17 protein-coding genes and 1 pseudogene are annotated in these 22,888 nt (G+C 71.2%); 10 read left to right on the top strand and 8 right to left on the bottom strand.

Features of this window, described 5'->3' with window-relative positions; translation table 11 throughout:
* Positions 1–53: 53 nt before the first annotated feature.
* Entirely contained in the window at positions 54–1,820 is a 1,767-nt protein-coding gene (aspS, locus tag ACNYS0_RS21575) for an aspartate--tRNA ligase (RefSeq protein ID WP_422475939.1), read from the bottom strand.
* Positions 1,821–1,976: 156 nt separating this feature from the next.
* On the opposite strand from aspS, the pseudogene ACNYS0_RS21570 reads away from it, so the two are divergent.
* Positions 1,977–4,088 (top strand): annotated as a pseudogene (locus tag ACNYS0_RS21570) (ATP-binding SpoIIE family protein phosphatase); the annotation flags it as partial.
* Here ACNYS0_RS21570 and ACNYS0_RS21565 read toward each other — a convergent pair.
* The 3 genes from ACNYS0_RS21565 to ACNYS0_RS21555 form a co-directional block, all read right to left on the bottom strand.
* Positions 4,070–5,230, bottom strand: coding sequence for an AI-2E family transporter (locus tag ACNYS0_RS21565; RefSeq protein WP_422475937.1), 1,161 nt, complete (start codon positions 5,228–5,230; stop codon positions 4,070–4,072). The pseudogene ACNYS0_RS21570 and the gene ACNYS0_RS21565 sit on opposite strands and share 19 nt — an antisense overlap.
* Positions 5,231–5,333: 103 nt before the next feature.
* Positions 5,334–6,299, bottom strand: coding sequence for a pirin family protein (locus ACNYS0_RS21560; RefSeq protein WP_422475935.1), 966 nt, complete (start codon positions 6,297–6,299; stop codon positions 5,334–5,336).
* A gap of 164 nt (positions 6,300–6,463) precedes the next feature.
* A complete protein-coding gene (locus tag ACNYS0_RS21555; RefSeq protein WP_266711827.1) occupies positions 6,464–6,922 on the bottom strand; it encodes an SseB family protein in 459 nt (152 codons plus the stop codon).
* Positions 6,923–7,118: 196 nt separating this feature from the next.
* Here ACNYS0_RS21555 and ACNYS0_RS21550 point away from each other — a divergent pair, with 196 nt between their 5' ends.
* From ACNYS0_RS21550 to ACNYS0_RS21530, 5 genes are all read left to right on the top strand, one after another.
* A complete protein-coding gene (locus ACNYS0_RS21550; RefSeq protein ID WP_422475933.1) occupies positions 7,119–8,957 on the top strand; it encodes an acyl-CoA dehydrogenase in 1,839 nt (612 codons plus the stop codon).
* 274 nt (positions 8,958–9,231) lie between these two features.
* Positions 9,232–10,530 carry a M18 family aminopeptidase gene (locus tag ACNYS0_RS21545; protein WP_422475931.1) on the top strand — a complete coding sequence of 433 codons (1,299 nt, stop codon included), beginning with the start codon at positions 9,232–9,234 and terminating at the stop codon, positions 10,528–10,530.
* A gap of 79 nt (positions 10,531–10,609) precedes the next feature.
* Positions 10,610–10,834 (top strand): DUF6458 family protein, encoded by a 225-nt coding sequence (locus tag ACNYS0_RS21540; protein WP_422475929.1) that lies wholly within the window; start codon positions 10,610–10,612, stop codon positions 10,832–10,834.
* A 63-nt stretch (positions 10,835–10,897) separates the two neighbouring features.
* Positions 10,898–13,609, top strand: a complete 2,712-nt coding sequence (locus tag ACNYS0_RS21535) for an AfsR/SARP family transcriptional regulator (protein ID WP_422475928.1) — start codon at positions 10,898–10,900, stop codon at positions 13,607–13,609.
* A 111-nt stretch (positions 13,610–13,720) separates the two neighbouring features.
* A complete protein-coding gene (locus ACNYS0_RS21530) occupies positions 13,721–14,302 on the top strand; it encodes a hypothetical protein (RefSeq protein ID WP_422475926.1) in 582 nt (193 codons plus the stop codon).
* A 9-nt stretch (positions 14,303–14,311) separates the two neighbouring features.
* Here ACNYS0_RS21530 and ACNYS0_RS21525 read toward each other — a convergent pair whose 3' ends face one another.
* Positions 14,312–16,135 carry an NHL domain-containing thioredoxin family protein gene (locus tag ACNYS0_RS21525; protein ID WP_422475924.1) on the bottom strand — a complete coding sequence of 608 codons (1,824 nt, stop codon included), beginning with the start codon at positions 16,133–16,135 and terminating at the stop codon, positions 14,312–14,314.
* A gap of 3 nt (positions 16,136–16,138) precedes the next feature.
* A complete protein-coding gene (locus tag ACNYS0_RS21520; protein ID WP_422475922.1) occupies positions 16,139–16,528 on the bottom strand; it encodes a cupin domain-containing protein in 390 nt (129 codons plus the stop codon).
* A 53-nt stretch (positions 16,529–16,581) separates the two neighbouring features.
* Here ACNYS0_RS21520 and ACNYS0_RS21515 point away from each other — a divergent pair, with 53 nt between their 5' ends.
* Together ACNYS0_RS21515 and ACNYS0_RS21510 are read left to right on the top strand one after the other, a co-directional pair.
* Positions 16,582–17,601: a helix-turn-helix domain-containing protein gene (locus ACNYS0_RS21515; protein ID WP_422475920.1), complete on the top strand. Its 1,020-nt coding sequence runs from the start codon at positions 16,582–16,584 to the stop codon at positions 17,599–17,601.
* Positions 17,602–17,617: 16 nt separating this feature from the next.
* A complete protein-coding gene (locus tag ACNYS0_RS21510) occupies positions 17,618–18,475 on the top strand; it encodes a YhjD/YihY/BrkB family envelope integrity protein (protein ID WP_422475918.1) in 858 nt (285 codons plus the stop codon).
* Positions 18,476–18,528: 53 nt separating this feature from the next.
* Here the strand turns inward: ACNYS0_RS21510 and ACNYS0_RS21505 are convergent, their stop codons facing one another.
* Positions 18,529–20,067, bottom strand: coding sequence for an FG-GAP-like repeat-containing protein (locus tag ACNYS0_RS21505; protein ID WP_422475916.1), 1,539 nt, complete (start codon positions 20,065–20,067; stop codon positions 18,529–18,531).
* Between the two features lie 193 nt (positions 20,068–20,260).
* Here ACNYS0_RS21505 and ACNYS0_RS21500 point away from each other — a divergent pair, with 193 nt between their 5' ends.
* On the top strand, positions 20,261–20,761 hold the full coding sequence (locus tag ACNYS0_RS21500) for an LURP-one-related/scramblase family protein (protein WP_422475914.1): 501 nt from the start codon (positions 20,261–20,263) through the stop codon (positions 20,759–20,761).
* A 255-nt stretch (positions 20,762–21,016) separates the two neighbouring features.
* Here the strand turns inward: ACNYS0_RS21500 and ACNYS0_RS21495 are convergent, their stop codons facing one another.
* A complete protein-coding gene (locus ACNYS0_RS21495; RefSeq protein WP_422475912.1) occupies positions 21,017–21,826 on the bottom strand; it encodes a carbon-nitrogen family hydrolase in 810 nt (269 codons plus the stop codon).
* A 179-nt stretch (positions 21,827–22,005) separates the two neighbouring features.
* Here ACNYS0_RS21495 and ACNYS0_RS21490 point away from each other — a divergent pair, with 179 nt between their 5' ends.
* Complete coding sequence (locus tag ACNYS0_RS21490) at positions 22,006–22,830, top strand: maleylpyruvate isomerase family mycothiol-dependent enzyme (protein WP_422475910.1); 825 nt, start codon at positions 22,006–22,008, stop codon at positions 22,828–22,830.
* Positions 22,831–22,888 lie beyond the last annotated feature (58 nt).

The raw sequence follows: 22,888 nt of genomic DNA, 5'->3' as shown, positions 1-22,888 counted from the left end.
CAGGGCCCGAGGTCCTTCGACCTCGGGCCCTGACCTGACGCACGTACAGCCGGTTACTTCTTCTCGACCGGCTTGCGCAGCTGGATGTTGAGCTCGCGCAGGCGCGACTCGTCCAGCTCGGTGGGCGCGCCCATCATCAGGTCCTGCGCGTTGCCGTTCAGCGGGAACGAGATGGTCTCCCGGATGTTCGGCTCGTCGGCGAGGAGCATGACGATGCGGTCGACGCCCGGGGCGATCCCGCCGTGCGGCGGGGCGCCGAAGCGGAACGCGCGGAGCATGCCCGCGAACTCGGCCTCGACGGTGTCGCGGTCGTAGCCCGCGATCTCGAAGGCCTTGAGCATGATCTCCGGCTCGTGGTTCCGGATCGCGCCGGAGGACAGCTCCGTGCCGTTGCAGACGATGTCGTACTGCCAGGCCAGGATGTCAAGCGGGTCCTTCTCCTCCAGGTCCTGCATACCGCCCTGCGGCATGGAGAACGGGTTGTGGGAGAAGTCGATCTTGCCGGTCTCCTCGTCCTTCTCGTACATCGGGAAGTCGACGATCCAGCAGAAGCGGAAGACGCCCTCCTCGAAGTGGCCCGCGCGCTTGGCGGCCTCGACGCGGACCGCGCCCATGATCTTCGAGACCTCGTCGAACTCGCCCGCGCCGAAGAACACGGCGTGGCCGGCCGCGAGGCCGAGGCGCTCAGTGAGGACCTTGACGTTCTCCTCGGTGAGGAACTTGGCGATCGGGCCCGCGAACGTGCCGTCCTCGCCGACGCGGATCCAGGCCAGGCCCTTCGCGCCCTGCTCGACCGCGTAGTCACCGAGGCCGTCGAAGAACTTGCGGGACTGCGAGGCGGTGTCCGGGACGGGCAGCGCGCGCACGTGCTTGCCGGCGAACGCCTTGAACTCGGAGCCCTCGAACACGTCGGTGATGTCGACGAGTTCGAGCTTGGCGCGCAGGTCCGGCTTGTCGTTGCCGTACTTCAGCATCGACTCGCGGAACGGGATCCGCGGGAACGGGCTGGTGACCTCGCGGCCGCCTCCGAACTCCGTGAAGATCTCCGTCATGAGCTTCTCGATCGGGCGGAAGACGTCTTCCTGCTCGACGAAGCTCATCTCGATGTCGAGCTGGTAGAACTCGCCCGGCGAGCGGTCCGCGCGCGCGTCCTCGTCGCGGAAGCACGGCGCGATCTGGAAGTAGCGGTCGAAGCCCGAGATCATCAGGAGCTGCTTGAACTGCTGCGGCGCCTGGGGGAGGGCGTAGAACTTGCCCGGGTTCAGGCGGGACGGGACGACGAAGTCGCGGGCGCCCTCGGGGGAGGTCGCGGCGAGGATCGGCGTCGCCATCTCGTTGAAGCCGAGGTTGACCATCTTCGAGCGGATCGAGGCGATGACCTCGCTGCGCAGCATGATGTTGCGGTGCATGCGCTCGCGGCGCAGGTCCAGGAAGCGGTACTCCAGGCGGCGCTCCTCGCCCACCCCGTCGTCCTGGTTGATCTGGAACGGCAGCTGCTGGGCCGCGCCGAGCACCTCGACCTCGGACGCCTCGATCTCGACCTCGCCGGTGGGCAGCTCCGGGTTGACGTTGTCCGCGCCGCGGGAGACGACCTTGCCGTCGACGCGGACGACCGTCTCCTTGGTCAGCTTGTCGAGGACCTCGGCAGCCTTGGTGCCCGGACGGGCGACGAGCTGCGTGATGCCGTAGTGGTCGCGCAGATCGATGAAGAGGATGCCGCCCAGGTCTCGGCGATTGTGCAGCCAGCCGCTCAGCCGGACGTCGGAGCCGACGTCAGAGGCGCGGAGCTCGCCGCAGGTGTGGGACCTGTACCGATGCATCGTCGTTCATCCAGCCTTTGCACTTGGGGTTCCCCGGGAGACAACCGGGATCCCCCCAAGCGTACCGGGCACAGCGGCCGCTCCGGGCGGCCCGTCGGCGCCGCCCCGCCGCTCCTCTGGTGGCACCCGGCGATCACCTCTTTCTAGAGTGGTGCAATGCGCACTGGTGAGCCCCTCCCTCCCGTGGAGGACGTTCTCGCCGCTCTGGCCACCGGGCTGTGGCGATGGGACAACCGGGCGGGGCTCGTCACTTTCGACGCCGAGGCCGCCCGGCTGATCGGCCTGCCCACCATCCCCGGGGGCGAGCCGGTCGCCCTGACGGAGTCCGCCGCCCGCGCGCGTTTCCATCCGGTCGACTGGAACGAGATAGACGGGATCGTGCAGCTCGCCGTCGCCGAGGGCACCCTCGCCGAGGCCCGGCTGCGCGTCATGGACGGCAAGGGCCGGGTGCTGCGCACCGTACGCAGCCGCTCCAAGCCGATCGTGCACGGCGACGCCCCGGACTCGTACGAGCTGATCGGGACGCTCCAGGAGGTCTCCGAGCCGCCGCCTGAGGCCGCCTCGCGAACCCCGGTGACCGGCGACTGGCGGCGCTCGCGCGAGGCCTTCCTGCTGGACGCGGGGCGGGCGCTCGCCGAGGCCGGGTCCACGGAGGAGGTCCTGCGGGTCGCCGCCGGGCTCTCCATGCCGGGGTTCTCGCCGGACGGCCTCGCGGTGTTCGGCGTCGCGGGCGACCGGCTCACCGTCATCGGGCACCACGGCCAGGAGGACGGCGACGAGTCCCCGTTCACCGACATGGACCTGCGCACCGACTATCCGGGCGCCGAGGTCGTCCGCACCGGACGCGCGGTCTATCTGTCCTCACCGGAGGAGTACCGCGCCCGCTACCCGGCGGCCTGGCCGCTGGCCGCCCGCTTCGAGCGCAAATCGTGGGCGTTCCTGCCGCTGATCGTCGCGGGCCGCACGATCGGCGCGTGGATGGCGGGCTTCACCTACCCGGTGTCCTTCACGCCCGACGAGCGCTCGGTCCTCACCACGGTCGCCCGGATGCTGGCGCAGGCCCTCTCCAGGGCCGGGGTCGCCGAGTCCGAGCGGGAGCTCACCGACGGCCTGCAAAAGACGATGCTGCCCTCGCTCGGCCCCGAGATCCCCGGCATGAGCATCGCCGCCCGGTACGTGCCGACCGGCGGCGGGCTCCAGGTCGGCGGCGACTGGTACGACATGATCCCGCTGCCCGGCGGCGGCATCGCCCTGGTCATCGGCGACGTGCAGGGCCACGACGTGCGCGCGGCGGGCCTCATGGGGCAGCTCCGGGTCGCCCTGCGCGCGTACGCCTCCGAGGGGCACAGGCCGGACGCCGTGCTCTCCCGCGCCTCCCGCTTCCTGCACGGCATCGGCGACACCGACGACTCCGGGGCCGACCCGCGCTTCGCGACCTGTCTGTACGTCCAGGCCGACCCGGCCACCGGCGTCCTGGAGATCGCCCGCGCCGGGCACCCGGACCCCGCGATCCGGATGGCCGACGGCACCGTCCTCGTCCGTCCCACCGCGGGCGGACTGCCGCTCGGCGTCGACCCGGACACGGACTATCCGACGACCCGCCTCGTCCTCGAACCCGGCGAGACGCTGCTCATCTGCACGGACGGCCTGATCGAGACGGGCGGGCACGACCTCGACACCGGCTGGTCGCGGATCCGCTCGGCCCTGGAGTCCGGCCCGGACGAGCGCCTGGAGGAGATGGCCGACGCCCTGGTGCAGGCGGTCCACGGCCCCTCCTCGCACCACACCACGGGGCCGCTCGCGGACCGCCGCGAGGACGACATCGCGCTGTTGCTGCTGCGCCGCACCACCCAGTCGGCCGGTGCCACCGTCACCCGGCGCACCGCGATGACCGTCGCCCAGGCCGAGCCCGAGCGGATCGCCGCCGCCCGCCAGCAGCTGCGGGAGCTGCTGCACGACTGGGCCGACCCGGATCAGACGGACTCGGCGGTGCTGCTCGTCTCCGAGATGGTCACCAACGTCCTGGTGCACACCGACGGCGACGCGCTCCTGGTCGCCGAGATGACCCGGCACGGCGCCGAACCCCGCCGCCTGCGCGTGGAGGTCGCGGACGCCTCCGACGACCTGCCGCACAAGCGGCGCCCCGGCGAGCTGGCGTCGTCGGGGCGCGGTCTGGTGCTCATGGAGCTGCTCGCCGACCGCTGGGGCGTGGACCCGCGGGGCGACGGCAAGAACATCTGGTTCGAGCTCTACGAGCCCTCGACGGACCCCGCGGACCCCGCGGACCCCGCGGACTCGGTGGACCCGGCGGCCCCGGACGCCCCGTCACCCGTTTCACGTGAAACAGAAGGCGGGTCTTCGCCCATGTCATCCGGCGCGTAACGCCTCCTCAACTCCCCGAGGACGCCGAACGCGGCGGCCACCAGCGGCACCGCCAGCAGCATCCCGAGAATGCCCGCGACCGCCGCACCCGCCGTGATCGCCAGCATCACCATCGCGGGGTGCATCTGGACGGTCCGCGACTGGATCATCGGCTGGAGGATGTGCCCCTCCAGCTGCTGCACGGCGAGGATCACCCCGAGCGTCCACAGGGCGATGATCAGCCCCCGGTCGGCGAGCGCGACGAGCACGGCGACGGCCCCGGACAGGGTCGCGCCGAGGTAGGGGATGTACGCGCCGACGAAGACCAGCGCGCCGAGCCCGACCGCGCCCGGCACCTGGAGGATCAGCAGCCCGATCGTGATGCAGATGGCGTCGATGAGCGCGATGAACGTCGTGCCGCGCATGAATCCGGAGATCGCCTCGAAGGCCCGCCGCCCCATGGCCTCCAGGATCTCGCCGTGGTGCGGGGCGATGCTGCGCGCGAGGCCCGTGGCCCGGTTGGAGTCCTTCAGGAAGAAGAAGGTGAGCAGCAGCGCGAGCACGCTCGTGGCGAGCAGCGAGCCGAGCGCGGACAGCCCGGCGATCACCCCGCCCGCCAGGTTGGAGCCCCACTTGCCGACCTGGTCCTTGGCGTTGTCGGCGACGTTGCCGAGGTCGTCGGCGCCGACGATGCCCACGTGGTCCCTGAGCCAGTCGCCGGCCTGCCGGAGCGAGTCGACGATCTGCTCGCCGGTGTCGATCAGCGCGGTGACGACGATGTAGCCGGCGCCGCCGACCACGGCGACGAGCGCGACGCAGGTGAGGATGGCGGCCAGCGCGCGCGGCAGTTTCAGTTTGGTCAGCCACTCGAAGACCGGTCCGAGCAGCGCGGTGCCGAGCAGCGCGAGCAGCACGGGCGTGACGGCCGACTGGAAGATGATGACCAGCGCGATACCGACGGCGGCGACACCCACGACGAGCAGGACGACGACGCACCAGGCGGCGAGGCGGCGGGCGGGATCGGGGAGGAGTGGCTTACCGGTCTGCACCCCGCCAGTTGATCATGCGCGCGAACGCCCCGCCTCCCGGCCGGGTCCGGCCGAGTGACGGTGCGTCACTTCTTGCGTCACTTCTCCTGGTTCGTGCACCGCATCACGTGTGCGGCAGGCGCTCCTTGCTCGGGATGACGCCGAGCTTTCCGGCCTGGAAGTCGTCGAAGGCCTGCTGGAGCTCGGCCTTGTTGTTCATCACGAACGGGCCGTAGTGCGCCATGGGCTCACGGATCGGCTGACCGCCCAGGATGACCACTTCGAGGTCGGGGGTGTTCGCGTCCTGGTTCTCGTCGGCGCGCACGGTCAGGGACGAGCCCGCGCCGAACACGGCGGTCTGTCCCGTGTGCACGGGACGCCGGTCGGCGCCGACGGTGCCCTTGCCCGCGAGCACGTACACGAGCCCGTTGTAGTCCTCGCGCCAGGGCAGCGTCGCCTCGGCGCCCGGCCGGACGGTGGCGTGCACCATCGTGATCGGGGTGTGCGTGATGCCGGGGCCCTCGTTGCCGTCCAGCTCACCGGCGATGACACGGAGCAGCGCGCCGCCGTCGGCGGTCGTGAGCAGCTTGACCTGGCCACCGCGGATGTCCTGGTAGCGCGGGTTCTGCATCTTGTCCTTGGCGGGCAGGTTGACCCACAGCTGGAGGCCGTGGAACAGACCGCCGCTCATGACGAGCGACTCCGGCGGCGTCTCGATGTGCAGCAGACCCGAGCCGGCCGTCATCCACTGGGTGTCGCCGTTGGTGATGGTGCCGCCACCGCCGTGCGAGTCCTGGTGGATGAAGGTGCCGTCGATGATGTACGTGACGGTCTCGAAGCCGCGGTGCGGGTGCCAGGGGGTGCCCTTGGGCTCGCCGGCCTCGTACTCCACCTCACCCATCTGGTCCATCATGATGAACGGGTCGAGGTGCTTGTAGTTGATCCCGGCGAACGCGCGGCGCACCGGGAAACCCTCCCCTTCGAAACCGCTGGGCGCGGTCGTCACGGCGAGCACGGGGCGCGCCACGGCGTCCGCCGGCGCGGCCACACGGGGCAGGGTCAGCGGGTTCTCGACGGTCACAGCGGGCATGGCGGCCTCCTCGGGGTCTGCCATCAATTTAGTTGAACAGTGAACATCTCGCAAGTCGCCGACTATTCCCGGGCATGCGAAAGGCCCGGACGCGAGGCGCGTCCGGGCCCGTACGAGCCGGTCAGGGGGGGCGGAGGAGCTAGCCGTCTACGAAGTAATGGCGCCTAGCCATACATGCGGCGCATCGCGAAGTCGACCATCTCCTCGACCGCCTTCGCGTCGAAGACCATCCGGTGCTCGCCCTCCATGTCGAGGACGAAGCCGTACCCGGTGGGCAGCAGGTCGATCACCTCGGCGCCCGTGATGACGAAGTACTTGGACTCCTTGCCCGCGTACCTGCGCAGCTCCTTGAGCGTGCTGAACATCGGGATCACCGGTTGCTGCGTGTTGTGCAGCGCGAGGAAGCCCGGGTTGTCCCCGCGCGGGCAGTAGACCTTCGACGAGGCGAAGATCTGCTGGAAGTCCTCGGCGGACATCGAGCCCGTGGTGAACGCGCGGACCGCGTCCGTGAGCGAGGGCGGTGACGGCTCCGGGTACAGCGGCGGAGCCTGCTGCCCGTACCCGCCCTGCGGCGGCGCGTACTGCTGCTGCCCGGCGCCCGGGCTCTGGTCGTAGCCGTACATGAGGGAAAGACTACCGACGCCCCAGGGGGTGGCGGGACGGGAGCGCCAAGGCGCCTAGTTCGTCACAGATGCCCACTGGGGGTTGATTCTTATTACCCACGGGTAGCATCCTGTTGGTTACTAGTTGGTATGCGTACGAGGACGGTCCGGACGACCCGGACGACCCGCCTCCCCGATCTTTAACGGAGCCGTCGCCATGGGGCATTACAAGTCGAATCTCCGCGACATCGAGTTCAACCTCTTCGAGGTGCTCGACCGCGACAAGCTGTACGGCACCGGCCCGTTCGGGGACATGGATGTCGACACCGCCAAGAGCATCCTCGAAGAGGTCGCCCGCCTCTCCGAGAACGACCTCGCGGAGTCCTTCGCGGACGCCGACCGCAACCCGCCGGTCTTCGACCCCGAGACCAACACGGCGCCGGTCCCGGCCTCCTTCAAGAAGTCCTACAAGGCGTTCATGGACGCCGAGTACTGGCGCCTCGGCCTGCCCGAGGAGATCGGCGGCACCACCGCCCCGCGCTCCCTGATCTGGGCCCACGCGGAGCTGATCCTCGGCGCCAACCCGGCGGTCTGGATGTACTCCTCGGGCCCGGCGTTCGCCGGCATCCTCTTCGAGGAGGGCAACGAGGCGCAGAAGAAGGTCGCCGAGATCGCCGTCGAGAAGCAGTGGGGCTCGACGATGGTGCTTACCGAGCCGGACGCCGGTTCGGACGTCGGCGCGGGCCGCACCAAGGCCGTCGAGCAGGCGGACGGCTCCTGGCACATCGAGGGCGTGAAGCGCTTCATCACGTCCGGTGAGCACGACATGTCGGAGAACATCCTCCACTACGTCCTCGCCCGCCCCGAGGGCCACGGCCCCGGCACCAAGGGCCTCTCCCTCTTCCTCGTCCCGAAGTTCGAGTTCGACTGGGAGACCGGCGAGCTGGGCGAGCGCAACGGCGTCTACGCCACGAACGTCGAGCACAAGATGGGCCTCAAGGCCTCCAACACGTGCGAGATGACCTTCGGCGACCAGCACCCCGCCAAGGGCTGGCTGATCGGCGACAAGCACGACGGCATCCGCCAGATGTTCCGCATCATCGAGTTCGCCCGCATGATGGTCGGCACGAAGGCGATCTCCACGCTGTCGACGGGCTACCTCAACGCCCTCGAGTACGCCAAGGAGCGCGTCCAGGGCTCCGACCTGGCCCGCAGCACGGACAAGACCGCGCCGAAGGTCACCATCACGCACCACCCGGACGTCCGCCGCTCCCTGATGACGCAGAAGGCGTACGCGGAGGGCATGCGCACGCTCGTCCTCTACACGGCCTCCGTGCAGGACGCGATCCAGGTCAAGGAGACCGCCGGCGAGGACGCCTCCGCCGAGCACGCGCTCAACGACCTCCTCCTGCCCATCGTCAAGGGCTACGGCTCCGAGAAGGGCTACGAGCAGCTCGCCCAGTCGCTCCAGACGTTCGGCGGCTCCGGGTTCCTCCAGGAGTACCCGATCGAGCAGTACATCCGGGACTCCAAGATCGACACCCTCTACGAGGGCACGACCGCGATCCAGGGCCAGGACTTCTTCTTCCGGAAGATCGTCCGCAACCAGGGCGCCGCGCTGAACGCGCTCTCCGAGGAGATCAAGAAGTTCCTCGCCGTGGAGACCGGTGGCGAGGAGCTGACCGCGGCCCGCGAGACGCTCGGCAAGGCCGCCGGCGAGCTGGAGGCCATCGTCGGCCTCATGATCAACGACCTGGTCGCCACCGAGCAGGACGTGAAGTCCATCTACAAGGTGGGCCTGAACACGACCCGCCTCCTGATGGCCTCCGGTGACGTCGTCGTCGGCTACCTGCTCCTGAAGAGCGCGGCCGTCGCCGCGGAGAAGCTGGCCGCGGGTGCCTCGGGCAAGGACGTCGCGTTCTACCAGGGCAAGATCGCCGCCGCGAAGTTCTTCGCCGCGAACGTCCTGCCGGGTGTCACGGGTGCGCGCAAGCTCGCCCAGACGACGAGCGAGTCGGGCGTCGACCTCATGGACCTCGACGAGGCGTCCTTCTAGACCCTGTCGTGGTTGGGCCCGTCGTCCCGTGTTGCGGGGCGACGGGCCTTTGCCTTTGGCCACAGTGCATGGCCTCGTCCGCGGACGCGCCCACTCACGGTTGCGCGCGCAGTTCCCCGCGCCCCTTTCAGGGCGCGGGGAACTGCGCAAACGCGAGCACGGCAGGGCCGCAGGACGCCGGCGCAACCGCACCCCGCAGGGTCTGCGCGAGGGCCGCCGGAGGCAGGTCACAGGGGCCGCGCCCCACCCGGAGGGACTGGCTACCCTTGGCCGCATGAACACCGCCTCCCGCCCCTTCGATCGCGGGCACACCGACGACCTGATGTCCTTCCTCGCGGCGAGTCCCACGCCGTACCACGCCGTGGCCAACGTGGCCGCACGCCTGGAGAAGGCGGGCTTCCAGCAGGTCGCGGAGACCGACGCCTGGGACGGGACGAGCGGCGGAAAGTTCGTGACCCGCGGCGGCGCCGTCATCGCCTGGTACGTGCCGGAGGGCGCGAGCGCCCACACACCGTTCCGGATCGTCGGCGCGCACACCGACTCCCCGAACCTGCGCGTGAAGCCCCAGCCCGACATGACGAGCAACGGCTGGCGCCAGATCGCCGTCGAGATCTACGGCGGACCGCTCCTGAACTCCTGGCTCGACCGCGACCTCGGCCTCGCCGGCCGCGTCTCGCTGCGCGACGGCACCGAGCGCCTGGTGAACGTCGACCGCGCCCTGCTGCGCGTCCCGCAGCTCGCCATCCACCTGGACCGATCGGTCAGCTCGGACGGCCTCAAGCTCGACAAACAGCGCCACATGCAGCCCATCTGGGGCCTCGGCGGCGACGTCCACGAGGGCGACCTGCTCTCCTTCCTCGAGGACGAGAACGGGCTCGGCCGCGGCGACATCACCGGCTGGGACCTCATGACGTACGCCATCGAGGCCCCCTCCTACCTGGGCCGCGACAAGGAACTCGTCGCCGGGCCCCGCATGGACAACCTGCTCTCCGTGCACGCCTGCACCGCCGCGCTCGCCGAGGTCTCCAAGCAGGAGAACCTCCCGTACATCCCGGTGCTCGCCGCCTTCGACCACGAGGAGAACGGCTCGCAGTCCGACACCGGCGCCGACGGCCCGCTGCTCGGCACGGTCCTTGAGCGCTCCGTGTTCGCACGCGGCGGCTCCTACGAGGACCGGGCGCGCGCCTTCGCGGGCACGATCTGCCTCTCCTCCGACACCGGCCACGCCGTGCACCCCAACTACGGCGAGCGCCACGACCCGACGCACCACCCGCGCGCCAACGGCGGGCCGATCCTCAAGGTGAACGTCAACAACCGTTACGCGACGGACGGCTCGGGCCGCGCCGTCTTCGCGGCCGCGTGCGACAAGGCGGGCGTCCCGTTCCAGTCGTTCGTGTCCAACAACGCGATGCCGTGCGGCACCACCATCGGCCCGATCACCGCGGCCCGGCACGGCATCAAGACCGTCGACATCGGCACCGCGATCCTCTCCATGCACAGCGTGCGCGAACTGTGCGGCGCCGACGACCCGTACCTGCTCGCGAACGCGCTCACGGCGTTCCTGGAGGGCTGAACTCCGGTGTGAGAACGAGGGGTTCGGGGGTACCCGGGCCCCTCACGCAATTCCGCACACACCGCAGGAGGCGGACCTGATGAGCCTTGGGGGTTGCATCATCCTGATCGCTGTCGGCGCGATCCTCGCGTTCGCGACCGACTGGCACATGGAGAGCGTCAACCTCGACCTGGTCGGCTGGATCCTGATGATCGTCGGCCTGATCGGGGTCTTCGTGTTCCGCAGTATCGGCAAACGAAGGGGTCTGATCCCACCGGCCAACCGCACGACCGTGATCGAGGACGACCGGGACCGCCGCGTCTGAGCCCGCGCCCGGCGATATTCTCGAACGTCAGCGACGTCGGGCCCGCCGGGAGAGTGCACGTACATGGAGTTCCAGCTCCTCGGACCCGTGGCGGTCAACGGAGGCGCCGGTTCCGTGCCGCTCGGTCCCGCCAAGCGGCGCAGCCTGCTCGCGATGCTGCTGCTGCGGTCCCCGTCCGCGGTCTCCGTCGACACCCTCACCGAAGCACTGTGGGAGGACGAGCCGCCGCTGCACGCGCGCACCGTCATCCAGGGCCATGTGTCCCGGCTGCGGGCGCTGATATCCGAGGCGGGCCTGGACACGTACGACGTCGAACTCACCACGCAGGGCCGGGCGTACGCGCTGCGGCTGCCCGAGACGCTGCTCGACGCCCGCCGCTTCGAGGACCTGGTGGGCCTGGCCAGGCGGCAGCGCGACCCGGCGGACGCGGCGCTGATGCTCCGCGAGGCGCTCGCGCTGTGGCAGGGGGACGCGCTGGGCGGCACGGTGGCCACGCCCCCACTGCGCGCCGCCGCGTCCGCCCTGGTGGAGAGCCGACTCGCCACGGTCGAGCAACTGGCCGCCACCTACGGCGAGTTGGGCACCCATGACCGCGCCGTCGCGCTGCTGAGCGGCGAGGCCGCCACCCACCCGCTGCGCGAACCACTGATCGCCGAGCTGATCCGGGCGCTGTACCGGGCAGGCCGCCAGTCGGACGCCCTGGAGCAGTACCACCGCACCCGCAGGGAACTCGCCGACGCGATGGGCGTCGACCCGGGACCCGTGCTGCGCGCCGCGTACGAGGAGGTCATCGGAGCGGACGGCACCACCGGTCCGGCCCCCGGGCCCGGCGGCACCCCCGCCCCCGATCTGCTGCCCCGCCCTCCCCGCGGCTTCCACGGGCGGCACCGCGAACTCTCCGCGCTCACCCGGGCCACCACCGCCACCCAGTCGCCCATCGCCCTGCTCACCGGGCCCGCCGGTGTCGGCAAGACCTCCCTCGCGGTGCACTGGGCACACACGCACACCGACACCCACCCCGACGGCCGGCTCTTCGCCGACCTGCGCGGGCACAGCGGCGGCGAACCGGCCGACCCCATCGACGTACTCCGGGAGTTCCTGCTCGCGCTCGGCGTGGAGGCGGCCGCCGTGCCCGCGTCCGTCGAGGCCGCCGCGGCGCGCTTCCGGTCCCTGGTCAGGAAGCGGCGGCTGCTCGTCGTCCTCGACAACGCACGGGACTCCGCGCAGATCCGCCCGCTGCTGCCCGGAGGCGACGGCTGCACCACCCTCGTCACCAGCCGCACCCGCCTGGACGCCGTGATGGCCGAGGACTGCGCGAGCCCCGTCCCGGTCACCGTGCTCGGCGCGGACGACGCCGCGGGACTGCTGACCGCCGCGCTCGGCGAGCCCGATTCCGGCCGCGCCCCCGACGCCGTACGGGAGATCGCCCGGCTCTGCGACGGGCTGCCGCTCGCCCTGCGCATCGCCGCCGCCCGCCTCAAGGGCCGGCCGCACTGGACCGCAGCCGACCTGGCCTCCGAACTCGCCGACGAACACGGCCGACTGGCGCTCCTGTCCGCGGAGGACACCGGCGTGGAGACCGCCCTGCGCGCCTCCGTCGCCCGCCTGGACGCCGCCGACGCCGCACTGCTCGGCGCGCTCGGGCACTCCTTCACCCGGCGCAGCGACGCGTACGCCGCCGCGGCCGCCGCCGGGATCGGGCTCGCCGAGGCCCGCGCGGGGCTCGACCGGCTGGCCGCCGCCCACCTCGTCCAGGAGGCGGGCCCCGACCACTACGGCCTGCACGACCTCGTGCGGCTCTACGCGCGCGGGATGCCCCGCGACGAAGGGCCCGACGCCGTCACCCGGCGCCTTGTCGACCACTGGCTGCGGGCCCAGCACGCCGCCGTGGACGTGTTCGACCCCACCGGGGCACGGACCGTCGCGCTGCCCGAAGGGTTCGACACCGGGCCGCCCGTGCCCCGGTTCGCCGAACGGGACGCCGTGTTCGGCTGGTTCCTGGCCGAGGAGAGGTCGCTGATGGCCGCCGTCTCGGCCGCCGCCCGGCTCGGCGACGACGACCGCACCTGGCGGATCGCCGCCCTGCTGTGGCCGCTCGTCCACTGGCACCCGCACCCCGGCTGGCAGCTGCCGCTGCGCACGGCGCTCGCCGCCGCCGAACGGATCGGCTCCACCCAGGGCATCGGCTGGCTGCGGGCCGTCACCGGCATGCTGTTCGTGGAGACCGGGCAGTTCGCACGGGCCGAGACCTTCCTGGCCGGTGCGGTGGCGCCGCTGCGCACCTTCGCGCCCGAGGTCTCCTGCCAGGTCCTCGTCATGCTCGCCGTCGCCCGGCACCGGCACGGCGACCCGGCAGGCGTACTCGACGCGCTGGCGGACGCGGCGCACGACGCCCGTACGGCCGCCCATCCGATCGCGGTCACCCTGGAGCACTACCACGCCACCCATGTCGCCCTCGTCCAAGGCGACTTCACGGCGGCCGCCGAGCACACGGCCCGCTGCATCGCCGCCATCCCCGACAACGAGATCGCCGGCTGGCGCCCGCTGATCTGGGAGTCGTACGGCATCTCGCTGCACCACAGCGGGCTGCACCAGGAGGCCCGCGAGGCGCTGCTCGCCGCGGTCGCCGCCAACGAGGAGGAGGACCTTCCGGCACGTACGGTGCGCACGCTGACCCGGCTCTGCGATGTCGCCGCCGAGCTCGACGAGCCGCTCTCGGAGGCCTCCTACCGGGCCAGGGCCGAGCAGCTCCAGCAGTCCCTCACACGACCTTGACCGGGCCTTCACCTGCGACGACGCTTCGTTAGTGGGGTGTTAGCGGAACGCCAGCGGCGGGCGGCAGGGTCGTAACCGTCAACAAACCTAACGATCACGGGGGACCTGCTCATGCGTACCGCCCTGCGTAAGAACACCATGTTTGCCGTCGCCGCCGCGGCGCTCGCCTTCTCGCTGACCGCCTGCAACGACGGCTCGGGCACCGAGGACAACGGCGCCGCCGCGTCCGCGTCGAGCAGCGCGAGCGCCGAGAGCAGCCCCGCCGCCGACTCCACCGAGGGCGCGCCCGCCGCCGAGGGCGACCAGAGCGGTTCCGCCGGCGGCCAGGACTCCGCCGCCCCGGCCGAGGGCTCCGGCTCCGGCTCCGGCTTCGACACGGGCGCCAAGGGCGAATGCATCAACACCGGCGGCGCCGACGGCTGTTACGAGGGAACCCTGTCCTATCTGGCCGACCACAAGATGACGGTCGGCGACCAGGCCTTCGACGTCGATGACAGCACCAAGATCCTCGGCGCCGCGGCGATCTGCGCGCCCTCGGACGGCTCGGTGTCGACCGACGACAACAACACGGGCACGACCCCGTGCACGTACGACCAGCTGGTGAAGGCCGCCAAGATGGGCACCGTCAAGGTGCGGGTCAACAAGGACTCGGAGGGCGTCGCCTCGGCGGTCGCCGAGTTCTACCACCCGTAACCGGCGGCGCTACGCGTCCATCCCCGCGAGCACCAGCGGCAGCCGCTCGGCTCCGCCCTCGTCCACCACCACGACCGGGACACCCCAGTCCTGCTGGTGGACGTGGCAGGCGGGGTACTCGTTCTCCGGGTCGTCGTCGCAGGACGCGGCCATCGCCGAAACGTGCAGGACGCCCTCGGTGACGTCGGGGTTCAGGGTCAGTTCGCGGGAAAGGTCCGTGCCCGCGCCGTCGCCCGCCGCCAGCAGCTCGGGCGGCGTCGACGAGACGAGGAGGCGGGTCGAGGGCCCGTACCGGGTGTCGAGCTTCTGCCCGGACGGGGCCTGGAACACCACGTCCAACTTGAGCCGCCCGCCCGCCACCTCGGTCGCCGCCCGCTGCGTGCGGTGCGCGACCGACTCGACGCGCACGGCCTCCTCGGGCAGGCGGAGACGGGTCAGCCGGTGCCGCGCGGACTCGACCACGACCACGTCGTCCCCGACGACCACGGCGTCGCTCGGCTCCCGCAGATCCGTGGCCAGGGTGCTCACCTGACCCGTCGCCGGGTCGTAGCGCCGCAGGGCGTGGTTGTACGTGTCCGAGACCGCGACCGAGCCGTCGGGCAGCGCGGTCACGCCCAACGGATGCTGGAGCAGCGCCTGTCCGGCGTCCCCGTCGCGATGTCCGAAGTCGAAGAGCCCGGTGCCGACGGCGGTGTGCACGGCGCCGTCCCCGTCCACGTACCGCAGCGCGCTGGTCTCGGAGTCGGCGACCCAAAGGCGCGACCCGTCCGCCGACACGGCGAGGCCCGACGGCTGCGCGAACCAGGCCTCGTCGCCGGGCCCGTCCACCAGGCCCTCGTTCGTCGTCCCCGCCGCGACGGCGACCGTCCCCGCCTCGGGGTCGTACGTCCACAACTGGTGCACGCCCGCCATGGCGATCCACACCTTGCCCCCGAACACGGCGACGTCCCAGGGGGAGGAAAGGTCCACCTCGAGGGCGGGGCCACTGGTCGGTGAGCCCTGCCACCACTGCTTTCCGGTGCCGGCGAGGGTGGTGACGGTGCCGGTCGGGAGGTCGACGGCCCGCAGCGCGTGGTTCACCGTGTCCGCGACCACGACGGTGTTCTCGTCGAGCAGCGCGAGCCCCTGCGGCTCGTTGAAGGAGTCGGCACCGAAGCCCCGCTCCCCACTGCCGAGCCTCCTGACGACGGTCTCCCCGTCCGCCTCCAGCTCCACCAGCTGATGCCGCGTCGTGTCACTGACCAGGAAGTTCCCGGAGGGAAGGGCGACCGCCTTGCCGGGGAACCGCAGATCGGTCGCGACCGGCTCGGGCGCCACATACGGCCCTTCGCCGCGCCGCAGCGTCCCCTTCGCCGCGTGCTCCTCCTCCAACTCGCCGACCAGCGCCTCGATCGCGTGCGCGTGCCCCTCACCGGCGTGCTGCGCGACCACATACCCCTCGGGGTCGATCACGACGAGCGTGGGCCAGGCGCGGACCGCGTACTGCTTCCACGTGGCGAGCTCGGGGTCGTCGAGGACCGGATGCTCCACCCCGTACCGCTCGACGGCGTCGACCACGGCCCCGTGCTCGGCCTCGTGCACGAACTTCGGCGAGTGCACACCGATGATCACGACGGTGTCCCGGTGCTTCTCCTCCAGCTCCCGCAACTCGTCGAGGACGTGCAGGCAGTTGATGCAGCAAAAGGTCCAGAAGTCCAAGATCACGATGCGTCCGCGCAGATCGGCGAGGGTGTACTCGCTGCCTCCCGTGTTCAGCCAGCCGCCCTTTCCGACCAGCTCGGGGGCGCGGACACGGGCTCGGCGGGCGGTGCGGGCGGGCGCGGAGTCGTTCATGGTTCAAGCGTGCCACGCGTGGCCCGTCGTCGAGTCGACGTGGTCCGGTACGGGGTCGTGGGCGTCGCCCGTCGTGGGGGTGCCGGTGGGTTCCAGGAGGAGGATGGAGGTGCCAGGGGCCGCGTGCGGCTTGTGCCAGGTGCCGCGGGGGACCGTGAAGACCGAGCCGCGGGGCAGGACGACATCGCGTTCGGCGTCCTTCTCGCGCAGGGAGATCGTGAGTTCGCCCTCGACGACCAGGAAGAACTCGTCCGTGTCCTCGTGGACGTGCCAGACGTGTTCTCCCTCGACCTTCGCGAGGCGGACGTCGTAGTCGTTGACGGTCGTGACGATGCGGGGGCTCCACAGGGCGTCGAAGGTGGTCAGGGCCTTGGCGAGGTTCACGGGTTCCATGTCCCCCATGCTCGGTGCGGCGCCGGTCCCCCCGCGAGTGCTAGGAATCGCACATGCCGCAAGGATCCTCGCACCGCCCGCAGCACGTCGTCGTCCTCGTCGACGAGGGCGTCAACCCCTTCGAAGTCGGCGTCGCCACGGAGGTGTTCGGGCTGCCGCGACCCGAACTCGGCGACCGTGACCCGTTGTACGAGCTCACGCTCTGCGCCCCGCGCCCGGACATCCGTATGAACCACGGGTTCTTCACGATGGCGGGGGCGGAGGGCCTGGAGGCCGTCGACCGCGCCGACACCCTGATCGTGCCGGGGCGGCCCGACAACGTGGTGCCGCGCACCGAGGCCGTACTCGAAGCCGTGCGGCGGGCGCACGCGCGCGGGGCACGGATCGCGAGCTTCTGCACCGGCACGTTCGCGCTCGCCGAGGCCGGGCTGCTCGACGGGCGGCGGGCCACAACGCACTGGCGGTGGGCCGAGCAGTTCCGCGCGCTGCATCCGAAGGTGCTGCTCGAACCGGATGTGCTGTTCATCGACGAGGGCGACGTGCTGACCGCCGCGGGCAGTGCGGCCGCGCTCGATCTGGGGCTGTATCTCGTACGGCGCGACCATGGAGCAGAGATCGCCGCCTCCGTGTCCAGGCGGCTAGTCTTCGCCGCCCACCGCGACGGAGGGCAACGGCAGTTCATCGAGCGGCCGCTGCCCGAGGTGCCCGACACCTCGCTCGCGCCCGTGCTCACCTGGGCACAGGAACGGCTCGACGAACCGCTCACCGTCGCCGCGCTCGCCGCCCGCGCGGGCCTCAGTCCGGCCACCCTGCACCGCCGCTTCCGCGCCGAACTGGGCACGACGCCGCTGGGCTGGCTCCTTGCCGAGCGCGTGGCTCTCGCCTGCCGGATCATCGAGCGCGGCGAGGAGCGGATCGACGTCGTGGCGGCCAGGAGCGGGCTCGGCAGCGCCGCCAATCTGCGGGTCCATCTGAAGCGGGCGACGGGGCTGAGTCCGTCGGCGTACCGGAAGAGGTTCGGGGGCCGGTCCGCGGGTCCCGGTGTGGCAGGCGGGCGCCGGAGGGATTCGTGACCGACGCTGGGCAGCTATGAGCGAGAGCAGCGGACGCGTCGGCCGTACCGTCCAGTGGGCCACCGAGCAGGTCGAGAGCGTGCGGGAGCGGGTTCCCTTCGTGACGCGCACGGTGCGGCAGTTCGGGGCCGTGCGGTTGCTGGACTCCTCCACGCGGCTGGCCGCGCAGGCGTTCCTGACGGCGATCCCGATGCTGTTCGTCGTCGCCGCCTTCGCGCCGTCGGCCGTGCGGCAGCAGCTGCTCGACTCCTCGCGCACCGCGATGGGGCTCAGCGGCGACTCGCTCGACCAGGTCAAGCAGGTCTACGCGGCGGGGGATTCCGGTACCCGCGACAGCTCGGGGGTGGTCGGGGTCCTCGTCACGCTGCTGTCGGCGACGGCGTGCAGCCGGGCGTTGCAGCGGGTGTGCGAGCGGTCCTGGGGGCTGCCGCCGGCGGGGCTCGGGCTCATCGCCTGGCGGTGGCTCGCGTGGCTCGGGGTGTGGACGGTGGCGATCCTCGCGCAGGGCGTGCTGCGGGACGGCTTCGGCGCGGGGGCGTGGCTGGGGCTCGTGCTGTCGTACGTGACGAGTGTGCTGCTGTGGTGGTGGACGCAGCATCTGCTGCTCGGGAGCCGGGTGGCGTGGCTGCCGCTGCTGCCGGGGGCGCTGCTCACCGGGGCGGGCGTGGTCGCGCTGTCGTGGGCCTCGCATCTGTACATGCCGCGCGTGCTGAACCGTTCGCTCGCGCAGTTCGGCGCGTTCGGGCTCGTGTTCACGCTGCTGTCGTGGCTGATCGTGCTGTTCACGGTGGTGTGCGTGGGGATCTCGGTGGGCCATGTCGTGGCCCGGGAGCGGCCGGTGGCGCGGGTGTTGCGGACGCCTGAAGCGGGGTAGGGCCGCACCCCTCGCGAGGGGTGCGGCCCTGCCGTGTCCGTGCGGTGGCCGGGTTACCGCAGCGGGTTGCCGAACAGCGCCTTGGCGTCGGGGGCGCCGAGGTCCTTCGGGTTGATGGCGGTCGAGCCGGTCGCGGTGATGCCGGTGGCGGTTCCGGGGAACGACCAGACGGCGCCGGAGTTCGCGTTCTCCCCGGTCGCGGAGACCGCGAGGTCGCGGTGGCCGTCACCGTTGGTGTCGAGCAGCCGGCAGCCGGAGCCGAACGCGTCGCCCGACTCGGCGACGCCCGGCACGTTCGCCGAGTTCTGGTTGAGCACCTGGGAGCCCTCGCCGGTCACGCCGTCCGCGGTGCCGTGCAGCAGCGCGACGGCGCCCGCGTCGCTGAGGCCGCTGAAGTCCTCGCCCGCGATGCCGAGGGCGACCTCGGCCTTGCCGTCGCCGTCCACGTCGGCCACGGAGACGCAGGAGCCGAGCTTGTCGCCGTCCTCCTGGGCGCCGTAGAAGCCGGGCAGGGACTGGTCGAAGGACTGGGTGGCATCGTTGTCGAGGCCGTTCGCCGAGCCGAACGCGACGGTGACCTTCTGGTTGGTCTCACCGATGTCGGACTCCTCGGGGTCGGAGCCGACGACCAGGTCGTCGATGCCGTCGCCGTTCACGTCACCGGAGGCCAGTTCCCCCTGGGTCTCCGGTGCCCAGCCGCGCTTGAAGCCCGAACCGCTGCCGTACAGGACGGTGTTGTTCCACATGCCGTCGCCGTTGTACGAGCGCAGGGCCAGGTCGTCGCGGCCGTCGCCGTTGAGGTCGCCGACGGCGTTGAAGAACACGGGTCCGGTCGTCGAGTCCGGTCCGTCGACGCAGCCGTACTCGTCGTCGACGCAGGTGGCGTTGTTCTGGCCGTAGCCCCACCACTCGGACTTGTCCATGAAGTCGAGCTTCTTGGCGGGGGCGCCGGCCTTGGAGACGGGGCCCTTCCACAGCGCGGCGCCCTGGTGCTCGGGATCGTCGCCGTAACTGCCCATGTCGGCGAGGAGGGCCAGGTCGGCCTTGCCGTCGCCGTCGAAGTCGCCGATCTGCGGCGAGCGTCCGTACGTGGCGATCTTCGTGCCGCCGGTCAGGCCGGAGGCGGAGCCCCAGACGATGACGCTGCCGGCGTCCTTGCTCTTGGAGCCGATGACGAGGTCGCTGTAGCCGTCGCCGTCCAGGTCGCCCTTGGTGAGGTACTGGCCGAACGCCTCCTTGGCCGCGGCGGAGCCCGGGATGCCGCTGGTGGAACGGGAGATCAGCTTCTTGTTCGCGGGGTCGAGCCCGTTCGCCGAGCCGTACGTCACCGCGACGTAGCCGGCGCCCGCCTGGCCGGAGATCGTGCCTCCGGGTGCGGCGGTGACGAGGTCGGCGTAGCCGTCGCCGTTGAAGTCGTCGGCGGGGTCGGCCTTCCCCGCGGCCGCCTCGGCGGTGGTGGTTCCGGTGGAGAGCGTCCCCGTGGCCGCTTGGGCCGGGGCCAGTGACACGGCGGTCAGGCCGCCCGCGACGAGGGCCGCGGACAGCAGGCCGATCCGGTTTCTGCGGACGCTGTGGGGTCGTGCGCGCAACATACGGTTCCTTTGGTCGTAAGGTCACGTCCACCTCATACGACCCCATTAATCCCTCGAACGGTTGCACGTACCACTGAATTCGCTTTCTACGTGCGGCTTTTCGAGCCATGAGGAATGCGCCGTTCCCCCATCCGGCCCCGAACGGCCGCCGCGACGAGGGTCCTCCTCCCGACTTCCGGGCACTCATGGACGTATGCGCTACGAAGTGAGAGAGCGGATCCTCGGGATCGGCGAGGACTACTGGATCGAGGACGAGCAGGGCCGCAAGGCGTTCCTCGTCGACGGCAAGGCGATGCGGCTGCGGGACACCTTCGAGCTCAAGGGGCCCGACGGGCAGGTCCTCATCGACATCCACAAGAAGGTCTTCGCGCTGCGCGACACGATGGTGATCGAGCGCGGGGACGAGGAGCTGGCCAGGATCAGGCGCAAGCGGCTGTCCCTGCTGCGCAATCACTACCGTGTGCAGCTGGCCGACGGCAACACGGAGCTCGACGTCAGCGGCAAGATCCTGGACCGGGAGTTCGCCGTCGAGTACGAGGGTGAGCTGCTCGCCGAGATCTCGCGGCGGTGGCTGCGGGTGCGGGACACCTACGGCGTCAACGTGGTCCGCGAGGACGCGGATCCGGCGTTGCTCATCGCGGTGGCGGTCTGCGTGATCCACCTGGCGGAGAAGGAACGGGGGGTGGTGGACTGACCTCGGCGCAGCGTTGCCACGGGCTCCCGGACCGGGCTGAGACGGACCCCCTTTCGGCCCGCCCACCTCCCACCCACCCGCCCCCTCCGGGGGCGTCGGCCTCACGGGGTGCCACACCCATTACGGTCGGCGCTGCCCCGCCCTGGGCAACCTGCCCCGGCACGGCTCCCCACCCCTTGCGGTCGGCCCCACCCGCCTTGGGCAATCTGCCGCCTGGGGCGGCAGGGTGGGCAAGGCGGCGCCCCGGTGCGGCCCCTATCGACCGGTCGGCGCCGCAAGCCCCAGTTGGCGGTCCTTCAGGGCCGGGAACTGCTCACGGGTGACCCCGACCTTCGCCGGGTCGAACTCCACCCGGAGGACCTCTTCCCCGGACCCCGCCTCCCCGAGCACCACACCCCACGGGTCGACCACGATGCTGTGCCCGGCCTGCGGAACTCCCGCATGCGTACCGGCACTTCCGCAGGCCAGAACGTACGACTGGTTCTCCACGGCCCGCGCCTGCGCGAGCAGCGTCCAGTGCGAGCGGCGCCGCTCGGGCCACCCCGCCGACACGATCAGCGTCTGCGCGCCCCGGTCGACCAGGCCCCGGTACAGCTCGGGAAAGCGCAGGTCGTAGCAGGTGGTCACGCCCACCACGGTCTCCGGAAGGCGCACCGTCACCAGTTCCTCGCCGGCCCCCATCAGCACGGCCTCGCCCTTGTCGAAGCCGAACCGGTGGATCTTCCGGTAGGCGGCGGCGAGTTCACCGTCGGGGGAGAAGACGAGCGAGGTGTTGTAGAGGGGGCCCTCCGGGTCACGTTCCGGGATCGAACCCGCGTGCAGCCATACGCCCGCGTCCCGCGCGGCCTTGGCCATCGCGTCGAAGGTCGGGCCCTCCAGCGGCTCGGCCTCCTCGGAGAACAGCTCGTAGGCGAAGGCCCCGGTCGTCCACAGCTCGGGGAGCACGACGAGATCGGCGCGCCCCGCCTCTTCTCGTACCAGTGAACTCACGCGCTCCCGGCGGGCGTTGACGGACTCGGCCGCTTTGTCGTCATTTACCGCGATCTGGATGAGCGAGGCGCGCACACTACCACCGTCCTGGCATTCGAGCCGTCGGCTCTACGTCAACAACAGCCCTGCGTTCGTCACACCAAAGCACTGCCGGGGTGCCTACGGGCAGCGTAACTTAGCCTCTCAAGACACCCACGCCCGTGCCCGACGACTGTCTAAACGCCCGTGTACCACCGCTCGAGGGGTCCCCTTCCGTGAGTCTCCACCCCAGCCTTCAGACCTACGCCGACGCCTGGACCCACTCCGTGGAAGCGATATCCGAGCTGGTCACCCCGCTCGCGGAGGGCGAATGGAACCGGGCCACACCCTGTCCGGGCTGGTCGGTGCGCGACCTCGTCTCGCACGTGATCGGCGTCGACTGCGAGATGCTCGGCGACCCGCGGCCCATCCACACGCTGCCCCGCGACCTCTACCACGTGCAGACCGAGACGCAGCGCTACCACGAGGTCCAGGTCGACATCCGCCGGCACCACACGGCACCCGAAATGGTCTCCGAGCTGGAGTACACGGTCATCCGCCGCAACCGGCACCTGCGCAACGAGACCCGCGAACCCTCGACCCTCGTGCGCGGCCCGCGCGGCATCGAGGAGACCCTCGAATTCGCCATGCGCAGGAGGGCGTTCGACATCTGGGTGCACGAGCAGGACCTGCGCTGGGCCCTCGGCAAGCCCGGCAACCTCGACTCCCCGGGCGCGTACGTCACCCGGGACCTGCTGCTGTCGATCCTCCCGAAGGTCGTCGCGAAGGACGCGGGCGCCCCGGCGGACTCGGCCGTCGTGTTCGATGTGCACGGCCCCGTGGAGTTCCTGCGCACGGTACGCGTGGACGTCGACGGCAAGGGCACGATCGATGGCTCCCCGTCGCTCGGCCCCGCGGTGACGATCGCGCTGGACTGGGAGACGTACGTACGGCTGTCCTGCGGGCGGGTCACGCCGGACGCGGTGGCGGACCGGGTGAAGACGGAGGGCGACGCGGATCTCGCCTCCGCGATCCTGTCGGCGCTGGCGGTCACGCCCTGACGTTCGGTACGCCCGACCGTCCCCCGGCCTCGGGGCTCCGCCCCGGACCCCGCTCCTC

The organism is Streptomyces anthophorae, assembly GCF_049310305.1.
In the GTDB taxonomy this organism is placed as follows: Bacteria; Actinomycetota; Actinomycetes; order Streptomycetales; family Streptomycetaceae; genus Streptomyces.
Note: the sequence above shows the minus strand (reverse complement) of the source record. Positions and strands in the feature narration are given on the sequence as shown.

What these genes read in the sequence shown, in the direction of transcription:
- ACNYS0_RS21525 (WP_422475924.1), bottom strand. Translation starts at nt 16,135, where the DNA reads ATGAACGACTCCGCGCCCGCCCGCACCGCCCGCCGAGCCCGTGTCCGC.
- ACNYS0_RS21505 (WP_422475916.1), bottom strand. Translation starts at nt 20,067, where the DNA reads ATGTTGCGCGCACGACCCCACAGCGTCCGCAGAAACCGGATCGGCCTG.
- ACNYS0_RS21520 (WP_422475922.1), bottom strand. Translation starts at nt 16,528, where the DNA reads ATGGAACCCGTGAACCTCGCCAAGGCCCTGACCACCTTCGACGCCCTG.
- ACNYS0_RS21535 (WP_422475928.1), top strand. Translation starts at nt 10,898, where the DNA reads ATGGAGTTCCAGCTCCTCGGACCCGTGGCGGTCAACGGAGGCGCCGGT.
- ACNYS0_RS21530 (WP_422475926.1), top strand. Translation starts at nt 13,721, where the DNA reads ATGCGTACCGCCCTGCGTAAGAACACCATGTTTGCCGTCGCCGCCGCG.
- ACNYS0_RS21515 (WP_422475920.1), top strand. Translation starts at nt 16,582, where the DNA reads ATGCCGCAAGGATCCTCGCACCGCCCGCAGCACGTCGTCGTCCTCGTC.
- ACNYS0_RS21540 (WP_422475929.1), top strand. Translation starts at nt 10,610, where the DNA reads ATGAGCCTTGGGGGTTGCATCATCCTGATCGCTGTCGGCGCGATCCTC.
- ACNYS0_RS21510 (WP_422475918.1), top strand. Translation starts at nt 17,618, where the DNA reads ATGAGCGAGAGCAGCGGACGCGTCGGCCGTACCGTCCAGTGGGCCACC.
- ACNYS0_RS21560 (WP_422475935.1), bottom strand. Translation starts at nt 6,299, where the DNA reads ATGCCCGCTGTGACCGTCGAGAACCCGCTGACCCTGCCCCGTGTGGCC.
- ACNYS0_RS21550 (WP_422475933.1), top strand. Translation starts at nt 7,119, where the DNA reads ATGGGGCATTACAAGTCGAATCTCCGCGACATCGAGTTCAACCTCTTC.
- ACNYS0_RS21555 (WP_266711827.1), bottom strand. Translation starts at nt 6,922, where the DNA reads ATGTACGGCTACGACCAGAGCCCGGGCGCCGGGCAGCAGCAGTACGCG.
- ACNYS0_RS21545 (WP_422475931.1), top strand. Translation starts at nt 9,232, where the DNA reads ATGAACACCGCCTCCCGCCCCTTCGATCGCGGGCACACCGACGACCTG.
- aspS (WP_422475939.1), bottom strand. Translation starts at nt 1,820, where the DNA reads ATGCATCGGTACAGGTCCCACACCTGCGGCGAGCTCCGCGCCTCTGAC.
- ACNYS0_RS21500 (WP_422475914.1), top strand. Translation starts at nt 20,261, where the DNA reads ATGCGCTACGAAGTGAGAGAGCGGATCCTCGGGATCGGCGAGGACTAC.